The organism is Desulfofustis glycolicus DSM 9705, assembly GCF_900130015.1.
Classification (GTDB): domain Bacteria; phylum Desulfobacterota; class Desulfobulbia; order Desulfobulbales; family Desulfocapsaceae; genus Desulfofustis; species Desulfofustis glycolicus.
Genome location: NZ_FQXS01000010.1, coordinates 83,241 through 101,943, shown reverse-complemented (window position 1 = coordinate 101,943; position 18,703 = coordinate 83,241). Strand labels below are relative to the sequence as shown.

The 18,703-nt window shown below is 55.0% G+C and carries 11 protein-coding genes; 6 read left to right on the top strand and 5 right to left on the bottom strand.

What is annotated here, in order from left to right; all coding sequences use genetic code 11:
- Positions 1-264 precede the first annotated feature (264 nt).
- Entirely contained in the window at positions 265-1,275 is a 1,011-nt protein-coding gene (locus BUC26_RS10035; protein ID WP_073375708.1) for a hypothetical protein, read from the top strand.
- Positions 1,253-1,549 carry a hypothetical protein gene (locus BUC26_RS10030; protein ID WP_143165976.1) on the top strand — a complete coding sequence of 99 codons (297 nt, stop codon included), beginning with the start codon at positions 1,253-1,255 and terminating at the stop codon, positions 1,547-1,549. Before BUC26_RS10035 ends, BUC26_RS10030 begins: the two co-directional genes overlap by 23 nt.
- A gap of 187 nt (positions 1,550-1,736) precedes the next feature.
- Here the strand turns inward: BUC26_RS10030 and BUC26_RS10025 are convergent, their stop codons facing one another.
- On the bottom strand, positions 1,737-2,933 hold the full coding sequence (locus BUC26_RS10025; protein ID WP_073375704.1) for a tyrosine-type recombinase/integrase: 1,197 nt from the start codon (positions 2,931-2,933) through the stop codon (positions 1,737-1,739).
- 819 nt (positions 2,934-3,752) lie between these two features.
- On the opposite strand from BUC26_RS10025, the gene BUC26_RS10020 reads away from it, so the two are divergent.
- Both BUC26_RS10020 and BUC26_RS10015 read left to right on the top strand, forming a co-directional pair.
- Complete coding sequence (locus BUC26_RS10020) at positions 3,753-5,303, top strand: Re/Si-specific NAD(P)(+) transhydrogenase subunit alpha (RefSeq protein ID WP_073375703.1); 1,551 nt, start codon at positions 3,753-3,755, stop codon at positions 5,301-5,303.
- 10 nt (positions 5,304-5,313) lie between these two features.
- Complete coding sequence (locus BUC26_RS10015) at positions 5,314-6,711, top strand: NAD(P)(+) transhydrogenase (Re/Si-specific) subunit beta (RefSeq protein WP_073375701.1); 1,398 nt, start codon at positions 5,314-5,316, stop codon at positions 6,709-6,711.
- Positions 6,712-6,858: 147 nt separating this feature from the next.
- On the opposite strand, the gene BUC26_RS10010 is transcribed toward BUC26_RS10015, so the two are convergent.
- Both BUC26_RS10010 and BUC26_RS10005 read right to left on the bottom strand, forming a co-directional pair.
- Entirely contained in the window at positions 6,859-8,271 is a 1,413-nt protein-coding gene (locus BUC26_RS10010) for an FAD-binding oxidoreductase (RefSeq protein ID WP_073375699.1), read from the bottom strand.
- 289 nt (positions 8,272-8,560) lie between these two features.
- Positions 8,561-10,486 carry a sigma-54 interaction domain-containing protein gene (locus BUC26_RS10005; protein ID WP_073375697.1) on the bottom strand — a complete coding sequence of 642 codons (1,926 nt, stop codon included), beginning with the start codon at positions 10,484-10,486 and terminating at the stop codon, positions 8,561-8,563.
- Between the two features lie 533 nt (positions 10,487-11,019).
- On the opposite strand from BUC26_RS10005, the gene BUC26_RS10000 reads away from it, so the two are divergent.
- Positions 11,020-12,765 carry a hypothetical protein gene (locus BUC26_RS10000; protein ID WP_073375696.1) on the top strand — a complete coding sequence of 582 codons (1,746 nt, stop codon included), beginning with the start codon at positions 11,020-11,022 and terminating at the stop codon, positions 12,763-12,765.
- A gap of 96 nt (positions 12,766-12,861) precedes the next feature.
- Here the strand turns inward: BUC26_RS10000 and BUC26_RS09995 are convergent, their stop codons facing one another.
- Together BUC26_RS09995 and BUC26_RS09990 are read right to left on the bottom strand one after the other, a co-directional pair.
- Positions 12,862-14,811, bottom strand: coding sequence for an acetoacetate--CoA ligase (locus tag BUC26_RS09995; protein ID WP_073375694.1), 1,950 nt, complete (start codon positions 14,809-14,811; stop codon positions 12,862-12,864).
- Between the two features lie 169 nt (positions 14,812-14,980).
- Complete coding sequence (locus BUC26_RS09990) at positions 14,981-16,270, bottom strand: pyridoxal phosphate-dependent aminotransferase (RefSeq protein ID WP_073375692.1); 1,290 nt, start codon at positions 16,268-16,270, stop codon at positions 14,981-14,983.
- A gap of 317 nt (positions 16,271-16,587) precedes the next feature.
- Between BUC26_RS09990 and BUC26_RS09985 the strand changes: the two genes are divergently transcribed.
- Complete coding sequence (locus tag BUC26_RS09985) at positions 16,588-18,696, top strand: 3'-5' exonuclease (protein ID WP_073375691.1); 2,109 nt, start codon at positions 16,588-16,590, stop codon at positions 18,694-18,696.
- Positions 18,697-18,703 lie beyond the last annotated feature (7 nt).

The window sequence follows — 18,703 nt, the reverse complement described above, 5'->3', positions numbered from 1 at the left end:
GTCTGTGACACCTAATCGTCAATTTTCTAAAAAAGCATTCTGTAAATACAGGAGTTGCGTACCCACAGACACCAGTTTTCAGAACAAGAAATCGTCAACAGATAAAAATGAAAAATCCGATGATCCCATATAGGTGGATAGAATTGTATGTTGTTATCTGTTAAATAATCGCATCAATATTTTCTTTATAATACATACTGCAAATACATATTTTTCTGTTAAATAATTGTTAAAATAATTTTATTAAAATGGCAGGAACTATCGATGGAAAAAACAAGTAAGTGGAACAACTTTCAGTCCACCTTTGAAGAATTCATGATTAAATGCAAAATCAAGCAGTTTTTTCAGATATTTGGACTTGTTATTGCCCCTTTTATTTTTATTAGAACTCTTGGATTTTTTATAAATATTGGAGAGCAAACTTATGATCTAGTCCTGACAGTTACAGTTTCCATAGTCTTGTTGTTATTGTTAGCATATGTGATAGCACGTGAATATCTTTCTTCTAGAAAAGAAAAATATGCAAATATAACAGAATTTCACCATAATTGTTTGCACAATACTCGAGACTTATTCACGTTTTTAAGCGAAGTAGATACAAAAGATTTAAGTGAAAAAGAACTTAATCGAATATTCACTGTAACAACTCATGGTCTTATAAAAGTCCTCGATTCACTTTCTTCTATTTTCACACTGTTAACTGGGACAAGTTGCAGAGCATGTATAAAAGTTATTTATGAACATGATGGCAAATTGTTCGTTAGAACACTCGCTAGAGATAACTCTTCGTACTTGTACAATGCTTTAATCGACAAAAAGCGTTATAACAATCATGAAGATCAATTGATGGAAAATATTGATTTTCAGATGCTTTACAATAAAGGGTACCCAGGACAAAGTAGCTTTTTTTGTAATAATCTGGCCGCTAGAGAAGATTATCAGAGTAGTAGTTTTGGTGTTTATGGGAAAATCCCTGAAAAGCGAAGCTGGTACTCAAAACTCACATGTAAAGACTGGACCTTACCTTATAGGAGTGCTATAGTGTGGCCAATACAGCAGGTGGAAAGCCCTTACTTTCATTTTAACGCAGCCGGATGTATAGGTTTTCTTGCAGTTGACAGCAACTCTCGAGGAGTTTTCAATAGGAAATGGGATGTTTGGATTGGAGCAGGAATCGGAGACGCGCTATTCCATGTGATCAATTTACTATATGTTATCAGTGGATTACAACTTGAAAACCAAGAGAAAACCAATGGCAAGCAAATCGAATCATAGCAACTGGAAAATGGACGATGTAAAGTCCTATGAGATTCACGAAATTCCTGGTCAAAGGACAAGAACGGTAGAAATCGTGGTAACCGAGGGCGCATTAAAAGGCAATAAGGCCATTGTTATTACGATGCCAGACAAGCTCAGAGGTTTTTTCCCTGAAATCGATACAAAAATTTTTCGGGATGAGAAGCCAAGGATTTTTTCTCTGAAAAAGATTTACCATAACTACCTTAATCGTAAGAGAAATCCTTTACAAAAGGAGTCCCAACCTATTTAGACTGTTTTATTTCGGTCTCTCACAGACCATGAGGCCTGCCCCACTCTCTTCCTTGAATTGACCGTTCAAGCTCTACGCGTCAATTGCATTCACTGCGTTTTTGGTATCAAATAGATAAAGATTATATCAGGCCGAAGACGTTCCATTATTCCAGGCTAGTCTTCTCTTTTAAGATTTCGTGACACGATCACGCACGGTTGGCTTTCATTATGGCTATTGCGTCGGCCATGCTTCTTCTAACCGGGTCAAGGTTCAATCTTTCATACACTGCCGTCGACTTCTTGTCTCGATGACCTAGTCCTTTCCCAACAACGGTTGTTGTTGCACCTGCTATGGTCATATATGATCCCATACTTCGCCTTAAATCATGGAAACGCAAATTTTCTACTCCGGCTCTCTGCAAAAGAGATGCCCAGCTTTTTCTTGGCGCTTGCAAATGACCTTCTTTACTCTTTTCAACTGGGAAAACAAATTTAGAGCGTGATTCCTTTTTTCTCCTTTCAAGAATAATTATAACCTCATCTGCAAGCGGGATAACCATCTCCTCCTTATTTTTTGAGTCGGATGCTGGTATTGTCCAAGTTCGAAGATCTAGGCTAATATCCTCCCATTTCATGCTCCCAACATTTCCACGCCTGGCTCCAGTAAACAGAGAGAGATAGACAAAATCTCGTAAATAGAGTGGAGTCTGTGATGATTCCAATGCATTAAAAAAATTAATCAGTTCGTCAGGCTGTAGGAACCGAGACCTGCTTTGCTCTCTGAAAGGAACGACCCCCACAGTTGGATTTGGGAAATCCGGTCGTTGACTATTAAATACTGTAGAAACCAATGCTAGACACCGATTAGCTGTGTGCGGCCCGAGCATTCTCATCCCCTTGCCTCTCTGACTTGGAATACCTTTTAATCCAGAATGCCAACGCTTTATTCTCTCCCTCGTAAACCAAGACAATTTTTTGCTCCCCAATGGTTTTTTAATATAGAGCTCATAGCGCCGCTGGTCGGTCTCCCATGTCTTCTTTTCTCGATGCCTTGCCTCAATCAACCAATTTGAAAAAAGAGCCTCAAATGTTTGTTCCTCACGTATATCTCTGGAAATCTGCTCAATATCCTTCCCTTCGATTAGGTCTGCAAGATAATGAGCGGCCATCTCACGCGCTTTGGCAATACCCAGACCATTCGGTTCGTATGTACCGAGAGTTTTCGTTAAAACTTTCTTTAACCTAGCGCTCCAACGTTGAAACTGAAAAGTAATTACGCCTTTTGGTGTAAGCTGTATCCTCAAACCAGGTTGTACAGTGTCTTGAAAATATTGGCGTTTTTTTGTGTGTGGCTGCAGTTTTGCGAACTGCGCATCGGTAAACTTGAATTTGCTAGCTACCATAAACACCCCACTTCGGTTCTAATTCGGTTCTAATTAACAGGTCAAAAGAAAGCGAACTCCGTCAACTTCCAATTCAATAGTATCATGCTGTTCTAACTCGATTACGAAGAAATATCAACTTGTATCAATCAATGTAATTGAATAATTTACTAAGGACCCTTTGAATGGCATTCAAGAGGTCGTCGGTTCGATCCCGTCTAGCTCCACCAATTCATAAAAGCGGTTACGAGAAAACTCCTCGTAACCGCTTTTTCCATATTGGTGATACATTCTCTTCTTTCACCTTCCCCGTTCGTTTCGTTACTGTTGTGGAGAATTGCAACATTGGCAAACGTCTTCAGACTGGGTGCTCGACATCACCACCGTCATAGATCTCGAAGCCCGAGGAATTTGGTCTCGATTTTTAAGGCTATCTCGACAGAAGGGCCGCCGGCGCCCGTAGCGCTTCATTCCTCATCTGTTCCCTGGAAAATCATTGCTGAGCAATTATACTAGGTCAAGGATCAGCTTTGTCGTCAGCGTGCCGCGCCCGGTCGCATCCGGCAATCACAGCCTGTCCGGCAGTTACCTCTTGCACCCGGGTTGCCCGGCAGCGGTATTGGCCGCTACACGATATACAGTGGTTGCCATGGTACGAATTGCCGTCAAGGCAGATGCCTGAGACACCCCCCATGAACGGGAGTCACAACGAACAGTGAAAATCGGCGTCGCGGTTGAAAGGGCTGGCCGGGCCTCCGCGATGTAGCCTCCGGCAGAACCGGTCAGCCCGGGAAAATGATTTTCATATACAAAAGCAGTTGAATCCGAAGGAGGTCGGTAATGCAAATCGGGGTTCCGAAGGAAGTTTGGCCGGGAGAGAAAAGAGTTGCGACAACTCCCGAGGTCGTGCGTCTGCTCATCAAGCTCGGCTACGACGTCGCCATCGAGTCCGGCGCCGGCGTCCCGGCTGCATTCAGCGATGCCACCTATGTCGAAGCGGGGGCGGAGATTCTCGCCGATGCCCCTGAGCTCTACCGAAAATCCGACATTATCCTGAAAGTCAGGCCACCACAGGGTGATGCCAGCCAAGGTCTCAACGAGGTCGAGCAGGTCAGGGAGGGGCAGGTCCTGATCAGCTTTCTGCAGCCGGCCCAGAACGAGGCCCTGCTCAATGACCTGGCCAAACGGCAGGCTACGGTGTTGGCCATCGATGCGGTACCCCGGATCTCTCGGGCCCAGAAAATGGATGCGCTCAGTTCCATGGCCAATATCGCCGGCTATCGGGCCGTCATTGAGGCTGCGCAGCATTTCGGCCGTTTTTTTACCGGCCAGATTACCGCCGCCGGTAAAATCCCGCCGGCCAAAGTGCTGGTCATCGGGGCCGGAGTTGCGGGACTTGCCGCCATTGCTGCCGCGCGCAGCATGGGGGCGATCGTTCGGGCCTTCGATACCCGCCCCGAAGTCAAGGAGCAGGTCGAGAGTCTCGATGCCGAGTTCCTGCTGCTCGAATTCGGCAGCGAAGACGGTACCGGGGAAGGCGGCTACGCGAAGGTCATGAGCGATGAGTTTATCAAGGCCGAAATGGAACTATTCGCCCGGCAGGCCGAAGAAGTGGACATCGTCGTCACCACCGCCTTGATTCCCGGTCGCCCTGCCCCGGAATTGATTACCGAGACGATGGTCATGAGCATGAAGGATGGCAGCGTCATTGTCGACCTTGCCGCCGAAATGGGTGGCAACTGCAAACTGACAGAGGCTGACCGGGTCGTCGTCAAGCACGGGGTAACGATCATCGGCTACACCAATTTACCCTCACGGCTGGCAGCACAGTCCAGCCAGCTCTATGCCACCAATCTCCGGCACCTGCTTGTCGATCTCACGCCCGGCAAGGACGGACGGCTGGTGATCAACATGGATGACGAGGTCATCCGCGGCGCCACTGTAATCCGTGACGGCGCCATTACCTGGCCGCCACCGCTAGTCAAACAGGTGCCGGCAAGCCCCAAGCCCAAACCGGCCACGGCCCAGCCGGCCCCGCCGCAGAAACCGCGCGCTGCCGGTCTGGTACTGCCCTTTGCCCTCGGCGCCCTGGCACTGCTGGGACTTGGCGGCTCCGCCCCACCCGAATTCATGTCGCATCTCACCGTATTCGTGCTGGCCTGCTTCGTCGGCTACATGGTGGTCTGGAATGTCACCCCCGCCTTGCACACCCCGCTGATGAGCGTCACCAACGCCATCAGCAGTATCATCATCATCGGGGCGCTGTTGCAGATATCATCTACTAACGTATTGATCATGATCCTGGCAGGCATCTCGATTCTGATCACCAGCATCAACATCTTCGGCGGCTTCGCCGTCACCCAGCGGATGCTGGCCATGTTCAGGAAATAGGGAGGCGCAGATGACACACGGCTATATCTCAGTCGCCTATATCGGCGCCACAATTCTTTTCATTCTTGCCCTCGGCGGTCTGAGCAGACAGGAGACCTCACGGCGGGGTAACATCTTCGGCATCATCGGCATGTCCATTGCCCTGTTGGCCACCATTGGTGGCATTGTCACGGATAACTATGCCATCCTGCTGGGCGGATTTCTCATCGGCGGAACCATCGGGCTAGTGCTGGCCCGCCGGGTTGCAATGACCCAGATGCCGGAGCTGGTGGCCATCCTGCACAGTTTTGTCGGCCTGGCTGCGGTGCTGGTCGGCTTCGCCAATTTTCTCGACCACGGCCTGCAGCTTTCCGGCGCCGCGAAGACAATCCACGATATCGAAACCTATCTCGGCATCCTGATCGGTGCCTTGACCTTTTCCGCTTCCGTTGTCGCCTTTCTCAAACTCAGCGCCAGGATCGGCGGAAAACCGCTGTTGTTGCCCGGCAGGCACTGGATCAATCTGGGCCTGCTGCTCGCTGCCGTTTGGTTCGGGGTACTGTTCGTGCAACAGTCCGCGACCGGGGGCGGCAGCACACCGCTGGTTCTGATGACCATCATTGCCCTGGTCTTCGGCGTGCACATGGTCATGGCGATCGGCGGCGCCGACATGCCGGTGGTCGTGTCGCTGCTCAACAGCTATTCAGGGTGGGCCGCCGCGGCCACCGGGTTCATGCTCAGCAATGATCTGCTGATCGTCGTCGGCGCACTGGTCGGCAGCAGCGGCGCCATCCTCAGTTATATCATGTGCCGGGCGATGAATCGCAGGTTCCTGGCGGTGATCGCCGGCGGTTTCGGCACCGGAGGCGGCGGAGTGACTGCTGCAACCGGCGAACCGGCCGGCGATGTCCTGCCGATCGAAGCGGATGAAGCAGCGGAGCTGCTGCTCGACGCCCGCGAGATTATGATCATCCCCGGATACGGCATGGCTGTCGCCCAGGCGCAGCATGTCGTGTACGAGATAACCAGGATACTTCGAGAACGCAAAATCAACGTCCGCTTCGGCATTCACCCGGTTGCCGGCCGCATGCCGGGGCACATGAACGTCCTGCTCGCCGAGGCGAAGGTGCCCTACGACATTGTTTTCGAACTGGACGAGGTAAACGATGATTTTCCTGCCGTCGATGTATCGATCGTCATCGGCGCCAACGATATCGTCAACCCGGCAGCACAGGAGGTTCCCGGCAGTCCGATCGCCGGCATGCCGGTACTCCAGTGCTGGAAAGGGAAAACCACCATCGTCCTCAAGCGCTCGCTGGCAACCGGCTATGCCGGCGTCGACAACCCGCTGTTCTACAAGGACAACACGAGGATGCTGTTCGGCGACGCCAAGGACAGTCTGGAAGCGGTACTGCGCGGTCTGCACTAGCACCACCGCGCATGCGTTGCTTTCGCGCCGGCAGATTCCGTAACTTCGATCATTGTCGAGCATGTCCTCCGAACGGCCTGGCGGCCGGTCTCGGAGGCCTGCTCGGCAAACCGGCGATCCAGGTCTCCAAGATGCCCGGCAAGGGGGCTAGTGTACCTTGTCTGCAACCGGCTTGATATTCTGGTTCATCCGGAAAAAATTGGCCGGGTCATATTTCGTTTTGACTGCAACCAGTTTCCGATAGTTATTACCGTAGCTCGATCGCCATAAATGCTGTGGGTTCTCCCCGAACCCGGGAAAATTGACGTACACTCCGCCATTTGAGTAGCGGCTCATGGCTTCCCAAAACCCCCGGATCCAGGCGATATTTCGTTCCGACTCGGCGGGATCGGTCCAGGCCCCATCAATGCTGAACATAAATTGAGCCGCCCGGTTCTGGTAAGCGGTCGCATCCTCGGCAACCCGGCTGATGGCACCACCCAGATGCCGGATGATGACCAGCAGGCGCGGGTTGGGACGCCGCCTGACCCAGGACATCATGGTGCCGATCGCATCGTCGCTCATCTCGTTCAGGTAGAGCGACTTCCAGTAGTACAGGTCGCCATCCCGCATGAATTCGTCGAAGCTCTTCTGGGCCTCGAGATAAGTGGTGGGACCGCCGAGGTCCATGATCGGCTCAGCCACTTCACGAAGCGGTTGAAAGAGCGCTTCGCCCTGTGGTCGCGGACCGGAATACATGCCGTCCAGCAGGCACACCGGCATGCCGTGCAGTTCAACCGGAAGGTCGGGATGTTCGGGGATACCCCAGATGGCAAACGCGGTCGAGGCCTCATCGGGCGCGGTGTCGGTGAACCGGCGCCAGGCCTCGAGCAGGGAGCGGGCCTGGTCGAACGGATAGATCGGGTTCAGGGTGACGACCTCCGGGCCGACCGGGTGCAAACGAAATTCAAAGGCGGTGACCACCCCGAAATTGCCGCCACCGCCGCGCAGGGCCCAGAAGAGATCGCTGTTTTCACTCTGGCTTGCCCGGCGTTTCTGGCCGTCGGCGGTGACGATTTCCACGGCCAGCAGGTTGTCGCAGGACAGGCCGAATTTGCGCCGCACATAGCCGACACCGCCTCCCAGGGTCAACCCTGCCACACCGGTCAGCGAGACCTCGCCGCCGGGGGTGGCCAGTCCGTGGGGCTGGGCCGCACCATCCACATCTGCCCAGAGGGCGCCGGCCTGCACCCGGGCGGTTCGCGCCTGAGGATCGATGTCTACCCTGCGCATTGCCGACATGTCAATCATCATGCCGTCATCGCATACGGCATAACCCGCCACATGATGGCCTCCACCGCGGATCGAGACCAGCAGATCATTCTCCCGGGCAAAGAGAACAGACCTGACCACGTCATCTGCGCTGGTACAGCGCGCGATAAGGGCCGGTCGCCTGTCGATCAGTCCGTTCCATACCGTGCGGGCGGCATCGTAATCGGTGGCATCGGGATGGATGAGCCGGCCGCCGAAACTTTCTGCATAGCGTGTGAAACTGTCGCTGTCTATCGTTGTTGCTGTCATGGTGCTTCTCCTGTTGGTGGTTGGCTTGGACGTCAGTCGCTTCTCCCGGAAGCGAACAGATTTTCTTTCAACAAAGTCCGGGCAGGACTCGATCGTCTCTTCGCAGAAAGTGTGCCAACCGGCGTATCTTTCTCTATTAGTGTGATTTCAGATCAGTGTACGCGAGCAAACAGGATGGTTGCAGAGCGGGGCACCATCGGAAAACCGAGAAATCGCAAAAACCGGTAGCGAAAATTGGAAAATCAACGATATGTCGAAAATTGGGCCAACCGACAGCGAGGGGCTCCGATCAATCGGAACGTTTGATCCCCAGTGACTTAATGCGCGAATTCAGCGTGGAAGAGGGAAGACCAAGCAGCCGGGCGGCACCCTTTGTCCCCGATACCCGCCAATTGCTCGCTTTGAGGGCATTGACGATATTTCGTTTTTCGTATGCTTTCACCTGAGCATCCGTCAAGATCCGCTCTTCCGTGGCCACGGCCTGCGCGGCAGATGCATCGTCAAGGTCGTGGAGGGCGTCCGGCAGACATCGGCAGAGATCTAGCCAGCCATCTTTGGCGGTAATAACCGCCCGTTCCATGACATTTTGCAGTTCCCGGACATTGCCGGGCCAGGCATATGATTTCAGGCGGAGCTCGTCGACAGGCCTGAACGGCATAACGCGACGACCCATCCGGCGGGCAAATCGCTCGACAAAGTACGTGGCCAGCAGGATCACATCGTCCCCGCGGTCGCGCAGCGGCGGCAGCACAATCGGAAACACGTTCAGCCGGTAATACAGGTCCTGCCGGAACTGGCCGGCGGCCATCACCTTTTCCAAATCTTTGTTGGTGGCCGCCACGACGCGCACATCAACGCTGCGTGTTTGCGAACTGCCCACCGGCTCAAATTCACCCTCCTGCAGTACCCGCAACAGTTTGGACTGAAGCTCCAGCGGTAATTCTGCTATTTCGTCAAGAAAAAGAGTGCCGCCATCGGCCAGTGCAAATCGGCCCTCACGGTTCTGAGTAGCGCCGGTAAAGGCACCTCTGCGATGACCGAACAACTCGCTTTCCATCAATCCGGTCGGGATGGTCGCGCAGTTGAGTTTGATCAGTGGCTTTTCTTTTCTGTGGCTTGCGGCGTGAACCATGCGAGCCAGCAACTCTTTGCCCGTACCCGTTTCCCCGCACAGCAGGACGGTAGCGTCGGTATCTGCCACCTGGCTGACATCATTGAGAACACTTAACAGTGCCTGGCTGCTGCCGATAATCTCGTCAAAACCGCCAATATCTTTGAGCTCTTCTTTGAGCTGTTCGGCCTCCGTGCGCAGGGTTCGGATCTTTGCTTCAGCATCCAGGCGCTCGGTGATGTTGCGCAAGATAAGGATTATCGAGCAGTACGTGGCGACCTCGAACCGGGATATGGTGGCCTCGGCTCTGAATTCGGATCCATCCGCAGCGCAGACGATCAGATGGTCGGGCAGCCAACATTTTTTTGCCAGGTGTTGATCGGCGGCCATCTGCCCAACCACATCGCGTAGCAGGGCGGCACCTGATGCCGACAAAAAATCGGTAAAGCGCCGCCCCCGGGCCCGATCAACGGAAATGTGCAAGGCGTTGACGGCCTCGGCGTTAATCAGGCGAATAGCCAGCTGATCGTCGAGTTCGACAATCGCATCCGGGGCCGTGTCGAGCAGCCGACTCAACCGCTGTTCACGCTCCAGTACACGGTTTTCAGCCTCGATGCGACGTAACTCAGCTGCGGCACGCGCGGCAAAAATACGCATGATGGCGAGCGTGATTTCCTTGTGAGGCATCGGCTTTCGATCCATGACCGCCAAGTGCCCCAGAATCTTTCCGGCGGTGTCTTTGAAGGGGATTCCGAGATAGCTGACCATGCCCATAGCGGCCAGATCCGGATCATTCGGAAAGGTTCCGGCAACCTCATCGGCCACATGGTAAATCTGCCCGCTTTTGACGACCACTTCACAAGGTGTGCCCCTGACGGCTGCTTCGACATCGCCCCGCAAACGGCCGTCCAGGAAAAACGCCAGCGGCCTGAGTGTTTCGTATTTGGCGGTGTACTCGGTTACCCAGGCCGCAGGCACCTGAAGCGCACCGGCCAGATTGACCACCAGCGCTGAAAAAAATGCTTCTCCGGTCTCAGTGGCAGTCCCATCGAGGATTGTGCACAAAACGGAATTCATGCTCTGCTGGTCGACAAGATTTTTCATCTGTCCCGTGCCCCCGGCATGATGCTTTCAAGGTTCCCTGTAAAGGGGCGCTTGAAAAATTCGGAATTTCGTTCAAGATCAAGGCGCACAAGAAAATTTTACCGCAGGCATATAGATGATATTCCGAGGATAAAATTTGATTGCGCAACGATGAGATTGAGCGAAATGACATTTTTTCAAGGTCCCCTAAAACAGATCCCGGCTCCCGTCCGGCAATGATTCCCGCCTGTGTATGCCGAACGACGGAACAGAAACCTGCGAGTGATAGGTTCCGATACTATAAGCCCTCTGTAACTGACTGGTAAGTGACATAAAGGGATGCCCTTGATTTCTACATTGTTAAAATGCCCGAGTGGCTGAGATTCGCGGCGGGCATTCACCTGTCACGTTGTGGCATGGTGTTGGAATGACATTGCATTTTGCCTAACAGAAGATGCAAAATGTCTTGCTATTTATCGGCAGGTCTCTATATTGACGAGCTGTGAGGAAGGTTTTTATCCCGTTATAAATACTCACCAAATGAGGAACAATCGATGAAAACCGTGGCAAACATACTGGTGTACGCTGTTCTCGCAGTCGGAGCTTTCGCTATGGCGTCCTCTTGTTACGCCGGTTTCATGGACAATGTAACCGATACGCTGTCCAAGACCGGCAAGAGTATCGCTAAAACCACCGAAGAGATTGTCGACAGTGCTGTTGACACGGCAAAGACCGTGGGTAAGGAAACCGGCATTGTCACAGACGAGGACAACAAACAGAAGGAACCGGCAACAACTGCAGCACCGAGCGAAAAACTGCCCGGCGGCGTGACGAACAGAATCGAGAAAATGTACAAGGAGCTCGACACGGTCGAGAAAAAACTCACCACCGGAGTCGGGTCACCGGCAGACCGTGCGCAGCGGGCAAAGCTCGACCTGAACAGGGCCGAAGGGTATATGCAGGAAATCGAAAAGCGGTATCAGGGACAATTTTCTCCGGACCATCCCGTCTTCGTCGCGGCAGTCAATCGTCTGACCGACGTCAGGGAGACATGGAACCAAGCGCTCACCCGGGCGGTCACCGTTGAAGCGGAGACCGATCAGCGAGACAAAGCACAGCAAACGGCCGAAGCGAACCGACAGAAGCAGCTGGCCGAACAACAGAACCGGGAACGGATCGAGCAGCAGGCCTCACGAAAGGCTGCTGAAGCCAGTTGTGACGAGTGGAGCGCCATGCTGCAGCAATTCATGCAAGGGGAAAAAGTATTATCCGCCTATCCAACCGACGATCAGGCCCTGTTTGCCAAATGGCGGCTCATCTTCGGTGAAGCCCGGACAACGGTGAACGACTATCCCGAAGGGCTCTGCCCCGAAGCGGACAGCCGAGCCAAATATATTCGGGGCAAACTGACTGATTTTGATGAACTGGACAAGGCTTTCAGCGCCGAGTTGGCACAGGCACAAGCGGATCAGGGCAATTTTGTGTTCAGCCGGTCCCCCATCAAAAATGCGGATGCTGTTGCTGCGCAGGATACGTTCACAGCGGGTGACCACATCTACGGCATCATCAAACTGACACGGCCCTTGGCTGAAATATACGAAAAGGAGAAGGATTTCAGCGTACGAGTGAACGTTGCCATCGACGGCGCACCAATTCACGCCCAATTTGTGACGATTACGAGCCGTGAATATGCCAACCGAAACTACCTGGTCTTCGATATTGCCCCGCAGCTCTCTGAACTGAAAGCCTACAGCGACCCCAACATCACGTACGGAAAATCAAACCCGACAACCGTCCAGGGGCCGAATGAACTGACTGATCATCTCGGGAAACTGCAACCCGGCAGCCATACGATCACCTTCGATCTGCCGTATTACGGCAAGAGTTGGGCTTCCGGTCAATTGACGATCAAAGGAGACGATTATCGGCCCTACACACGTCTCCATGAAGCCATTGCCAGCGGTGTCGTCGCGGCGAGGACCTTGCCGCCGGCCGGGATGAAGGATGAACACATCGCCAAGAGCATGCGTTCTCTCCTGAAAAATGCCGGCTGGGACAATGTTTACAGGCTGAACATCACCGATAAGGATTGGTGGATTGAGCGAGTGAACGGCGGCAATACCCCCGTCAAATCGAGATACCTGGCCGCGGTTGCACTGGCGAAAAAATCAGACGGCAGCTACTTTTACAAAAAATGCACGTTCCACCAGGACAAACTGATAACCGGCGGATTTGGTGAGCTTTATCTGAGCCACCAGGGCGAAGAAGTTCCCATCAACAAGGAAAACATCGATAAATAGCCGATAGAGGGCTGAAGACAGGTGATAAATCTGTCCCACCGTTCATTTAGTCAGCGGAGGACAGGTTAAAACCTGTCCCGCCGGTGGTTTAGATACTCATTCGAGCAGTTCCGGACGATCCCGGTACTGCTCCAGGGCCTCGGGGTTGGCCAGGGCGCCGAGATTTTGCACCGGCCGCCGGTGGATGACCTCGCGTACTGCGGTCTCGACGATCTTGCCCGATTTGGTCCGGGGGATCGTTTCAACCCGGACGATTTTTGCCGGTACATGACGCGGACTGCAGCCCTCGCGCACGGCCCGGCGAATCTTGCCGGATATCTCTTCGGTCAGCGACAGCGGCGGCCGCAGTACGACGAAGAGAACGATCCGGGTGTCCCCCTGCCACTGTTGACCGACGGCGATGCATTCCAACACCTCGTCGAGTTGTTCGACGCAACGGTAGATTTCCGCGGTGCCGATGCGTACGCCGCCGGGATTGAGGGTGGTGTCGGAACGCCCGTGGATAATCACCGTGCCGCGACCGGTCAGGGTGATGTAATCGCCGTGATGCCAGATACCGTCGTAGGTGGCGAAATAGGCCCGGCGGTAGCTGCTGCCGTCCGTATCCCCCCAGAAACCGAGCGGCTGCGACGGAAACGGCTGGGTACAGACCAACTCGCCCTGCTCGTCAATCACCGGTTGGCCCGCCTCATCGAAGACCTCGACGGCCATGCCGAGCCCGCGGCATTGGCACTCGCCGCGATAGACCGGCAGCAGCGGACAGCCGAGCACAAAGCAGGAGACGATATCGGTCCCGCCGGAGATCGAGGCCAGGCAGACATCCCGTTTGATCGAGCGGTAGACGTAATCGAAACTCTCCGGCGCCAGCACCGAACCGGTCGAGCAGACGGTGCGCAGTGCGGGCAGCGGGAAAGAGCGAATCGGCTCGAACTGTTGCTTTTTGAGCAGATCAAGATACTTGGCCGAGGTACCAAACAGGCTCGCCTGGCTCTGTTCGGCATAGTCCCACAGGACCCCAGCGTCGGGATAGAGCGGCGAGCCGTCGTAGAGGACCGGTGCCGCCCGGCTGGCCAGCACGCTGGCCAACCAGTTCCACATCATCCAGCCACAGGTCGTAAAATAAAAGACGCGATCACCGGACCTGATATCGCAGTGGAGCTGGTGCTCCTTGAGATGCTGCAGCAGGGTGCCGCCGATACCGTGAACGATGCACTTGGGCTTGCCGGTGGTCCCCGAGGAATAGAGGATGTAGAGCGGATCGTTGAAACCGCAGCGGACAAAGTCGATGTTTCCGTCATGGTCGGTGGCGACGACATCCTGCCAGGCGTGCATCGATCCGTCTGGAGCCCCACCGCTCTCACCATCACCGACGATCACGGTCCGCTCGATGGAACCAATGGCGGCGGTCACCGTTTCAATCCTGGCCCGATGGTCGTGCCATTTGCCGTTGTAGGTGGAGACGGCTCCGGCAAAAAGAATTTTCGGGGACGTCTGGCCGAAGCGTTCGATGACGCTGTCCGCACCGAAATCGGGTGATGTCGACGTCCAGACGGCGCCGATACTGGTTGTGGCCAGCATGGCCACGACGGTTTCGGAAATATTGGGAAGATACCCGGCAACCCGGTCGCCGCGAACAACGCCGGCCTGCCTGAGCCAGGCGGCAACCGCCGCCACCTGGCGATACAACTCGGTAAAAGAGAGCCGCCGAATCGGGCCGCCTTCGATCCGGGAAAAAATGGCCGTTTTGTCCGGACCGGGCCGCAGCAGGTTTTCGGCAAAATTGAGCCGCGCCTCGGGAAACCAGCGGGCCCGAACCATGTCATCGCCGTCGATGAGTACCTGTTCACCCTTATCGCCGATCACCTCGCAGAATTCCCAGAGCAACGACCAGAATTGCCGGCTATCGCTGATAGACCATCGGTACAGCGACCGATAATCCGGGCAGGCAACGCCCGTCCGCTGTGCGACCGTGGTCATGAAAGCGTGCAGTAAAGACTGCTCGACCCGGGTTTGGCTCGGCACCCACAATAGTGTCGGCTCCTGCATTTCAGGCCTCCTGCTGCTTATGGGAACGTTGAAAAATTGCCATTCCACCCAACCTCATCATTGCGCAATCAAATTTTATACTCGGAATATCTTATATATACCTGCGGGAAAATCTCCATGCGCGTCTCGATCTTGAACGAAATTTCGAATTTTCCAAGCTCCCCTTATGTTACAGATCGGCCAGCCAGTCGACGACCCGGCGCACCGCTTCGATAGTCCTGCCGCAGTTCTCTCCGATAAAAGCTTCATCAACGACGCCCTGGTCCGGATAGGCGGCCAACGCCTGCTCACCGTCAAAATCGACAAAGGCCAGCCGTGCCGTGAGCTCCCGTTCGTCACGCCCGAAATCGCAACCGGGCAGGAGAGCCACGCCGGTATCGGCGAGCAGCTGTTGACAGAGCTGCCTGCTGCCGCCGATGTTTCGCCGAGTCAGCCGCTGCCGGTACGGTTCAAAATCGGGGAAAACGTAAAACCCCCCGGTCGGCGGCAACACCTCAATCTCGAGCACACCGAGCATATCCATGATGACCCGGGCCAGACCGCCGAGGATGTCCCGGCACCGCTCGACATATCGATCCAGATCAACATTGGGCTGGAAGGCGGCGATTGCCGCATACTGGATCGGCGCACTGGTCGAGGTATAGGTCTCGCTGGCCACGGTGGCCATGGCGTCGCTGAGCCAGGCCGCCGCTTCGGGTACCACGAAAAAGCCGAGCCGCCAGCCGCCGGCGCCGCACCACTTGCTCAGACCGCTGCTGAAGATGGTGCCTTCGGGGTACAGTGCGACCAGCGAGGTATGATCATCATCGTAGGTGGTTTTGCCGTAGATCTCGTCTGAAAGAACGAGAATCCGGTATCTGCGACAGACTCGAACCAGCGGTTCCAACTCGTCGCGCCGATAGGTCTGCCCGGTCGGGTTGGCCGGGTAATTGAGGATCAACAACCTGGGCCGGTTGGGGTCAAGCCGGCAAACCGCCTCCAGCAGATCCGGGGTGATCTTCCAGCCGGTGGCCAAAGCGGTCTGGATGGCGTTGACCCGCCGCCCGGCAATACGCGCCTGAGGCAGGTAGGAGACCCAGGACGGCATCGGGATCAGGATTTCACCGTCGTAGACCAGCTGCAGGATGAACATCAGTTCTTTGGAACCGGGCCCGACGATAATGTTCTCCCGGCCGCAGTCGAGGTCAAACGAGCGGCGATGATGCTCCACCAGGGTCTGCCGCAGCTCCGGCAGTCCCTTTACCGGCAGATAATCTTTCTGGTGGGCGTTGTCCTGCAGGGCCCTGACCACCGAATCGGGCACCGGAAACGGTGACTGGCCAAGACCGAGCCGGAAGACCTGCCGCCCTTCGCCGGCCAGTTGCCGGCACTGCTGGGCAATGGCAATGGTCGCAGACGTCGATAGGCCGGCCAGGTTGGGGCTGATGTGTTTGTCGATCAAGGAAACGGGGGCAGTCACGGCAGTCCTCCGGAACTGAGGTTTTTGTGTCCACCCGGGGAGGCCGGAGTAGCGGCGATGGCCGGACACGTCATCTCACAGCTGTCGGTAGTCGGTCCGAGAGCGGCACAATGTAGTATCATTGTCACACTATAAGCGCTCTTCGCCTGTTTAGTAAGGAGTTCCCGGCATCCGGCAAACAGGACCGGGGCATGGTATCCTGCCGGCAGCTCTCCTACCTTGTCGGAAACGTTGCTTTACACTATGATAGACATATCATCACGCGATCTTGATCGGCATGCACGGATCAGCTCATCACCTGTCACGGACATACCGTCATGAAAAAGACGAGGACCTTCTTCTGGAAACTGGTTTTCCTGGCCTTGGCGGCGACGCTGGTCTTTGTCTTTACGGTATTGCTGCTGATCTGGCACCAACTTGAACCAGGCCAGATCCGTCAGATGCAGACCATCGCTTTTGACCACGCCTATTATCTGCTGGCCCTGATTACCATTGTGCCGGTGGCTCTCTGGGTGATCTTCGAAGTCTGCTACACCAGGTTTTACCTCCCTCTCAAACGAATTCCAGCTGAGATTCCGGTTATCTACCAGACTAACCCGGCCCATCGCCTCGAGCTGCAGGGAAACCAGGACGTCATGGATCTGGCCGAAGCGATCAACGATTTTGCCAAACGCTATGAATACCTCAACGACCATATCGCGGAAGAGATCGGCTCCGCGCGGGAAGAGACGGAAAAGGACCGTAACCTGCTGGCCGCGATCATGGCAGAACTGCCTTTGGGCATCATTATCTGCAATAGTTACGGACGGATTCTGCTTTTCAATTCCCAGGCCAAACAACTCTTTGCACGCACGCGAAGGCAAGAATCATCCGAGTATTTCCTCGGCCTCGGACGATCGATCTTCCACCTTGTCGACCGTGGGCTGATCGGCCGAGCCCTCGAAGAGATCCAGGAACGGCTAGTCGGCGGCAAGACAAAGATCGCCTCCTATTTCGTCAGCCAGCTCGGGGACGAGACGCTCTGCCTGGTTGAAACCATTCCGGTTCTTGACGAGCACCAGGCCATCACCGGGTTCGTGCTGAGCCTGCAGCACCTCTCCGAAACCCTGGATCGCTATGAGGCGATCAGTGAACAGCTGATTTCCTTTCGCCAGGCTCTGCATACCGAACTGGGCCGGATCGAGCTCGAGTTTCCGGCAACTGGAGACGAAAGCGCGCTGCCGAACCGGATCCGAAACCGGCTTGCCGTCATTCGCGACGAATTCGAGATCACCTCCGCCGCCATCGTCGATGCAGCCTTTGAGACGATGCCGCTCGGCCGTCTCGATATCGAACGGTTGCTCTTCCTGATCCAGAAGAGTGCCGGCAGCGAAAAAAACATCAGACTCAATGTCGCCCCGTTCGACCGGCAGACCAGGATGCTCGGTGACACCTACTCCTTTGCCGCCGCTTTCGTGCTGCTGCTCGAACACCTGGCGGCGCTGGGCAACACCGACGAGTTCGGGCTGCAGGTCTCATCGGCGGCCGGCGACGTCGTCTTCGTGTTGTCCTGGGAGGCACTGCCGATCAGCTGCGAGCGCATCAGGCAGCTTCTCGATAAGAAAAGCAGCAGCCTGCCCCGATTGAGCTACGTGCTCAGACAGAACAAAGCCGTCCTACAGCCGCTCCCCGCCCCGGACCATACCTGCCGACAGCTGCGAATCACCGCCCGGGCGGCGCCGGCCCTTGCCCGGACTACGGAATACCAGTCGCCGGTCATCACCGGTTCCCGACCGGAGTATTACGACTTTAATCTCTTCGAGGGTGACACCGACAACCAGGACCTGCTCAATGCCGCCCTCAGCTCCCTGACCTTCAGTGTCATCGACACCGAGACCACCGGCCTCGATCCCGGCAGCGACGATATCGTTGCCCTCGGGGCGGTGCGGATCGTTAAGAACCGGATCGTCTATCAGGATCGTTTCGAACAACTGGTCAACCCGGGCCGCGATATCCCCTTCGAGTCATACAAAATCCATGGTATCGACCAATCAATGGTTGCCGATCAACCGTCCATCGACACGGTCTTGCCGGCCTTTCACCACTACCTCGCAGACACGGTGCTGATCGGCCACGATGTCAGCTTCGACTTGAAGATCCTCAAGCGTGCGGAACAGCGGTGCGGGATTTCCGTCAACAACCTGGCCCTCGACACTCTGCTCCTCTCGGCCGCCCTGCATCCGGTCCACAAGCAGCACGACCTGCAGAGCCTTTCCAAGCGCTACGGCGTCACCATCGTCGGTCGCCATACCGCCCTGGGAGACGCGATCGCTACGGCGGAAATATTTCTGCGACTGATTCCGATTCTGCAGAGCAAGGGCATTATCACACTGGAAGATGCGATTGCGGCGTCGAAACGTATCTACTTCCGGAGGATACGTTACTGATCCACGG

Excerpts from the sequence above, each read along its gene's own strand:
- BUC26_RS09995 (WP_073375694.1), bottom strand. The coding sequence starts at position 14,811 with ATGCAGGAGCCGACACTATTGTGGGTGCCGAGCCAAACCCGGGTCGAG.
- BUC26_RS09985 (WP_073375691.1), top strand. The coding sequence starts at position 16,588 with ATGAAAAAGACGAGGACCTTCTTCTGGAAACTGGTTTTCCTGGCCTTG.
- BUC26_RS10020 (WP_073375703.1), top strand. The coding sequence starts at position 3,753 with ATGCAAATCGGGGTTCCGAAGGAAGTTTGGCCGGGAGAGAAAAGAGTT.
- BUC26_RS10015 (WP_073375701.1), top strand. The coding sequence starts at position 5,314 with ATGACACACGGCTATATCTCAGTCGCCTATATCGGCGCCACAATTCTT.
- BUC26_RS10030 (WP_143165976.1), top strand. The coding sequence starts at position 1,253 with ATGGCAAGCAAATCGAATCATAGCAACTGGAAAATGGACGATGTAAAG.
- BUC26_RS10035 (WP_073375708.1), top strand. The coding sequence starts at position 265 with ATGGAAAAAACAAGTAAGTGGAACAACTTTCAGTCCACCTTTGAAGAA.
- BUC26_RS10025 (WP_073375704.1), bottom strand. The coding sequence starts at position 2,933 with ATGGTAGCTAGCAAATTCAAGTTTACCGATGCGCAGTTCGCAAAACTG.
- BUC26_RS10000 (WP_073375696.1), top strand. The coding sequence starts at position 11,020 with ATGAAAACCGTGGCAAACATACTGGTGTACGCTGTTCTCGCAGTCGGA.
- BUC26_RS10005 (WP_073375697.1), bottom strand. The coding sequence starts at position 10,486 with ATGAAAAATCTTGTCGACCAGCAGAGCATGAATTCCGTTTTGTGCACA.
- BUC26_RS10010 (WP_073375699.1), bottom strand. The coding sequence starts at position 8,271 with ATGACAGCAACAACGATAGACAGCGACAGTTTCACACGCTATGCAGAA.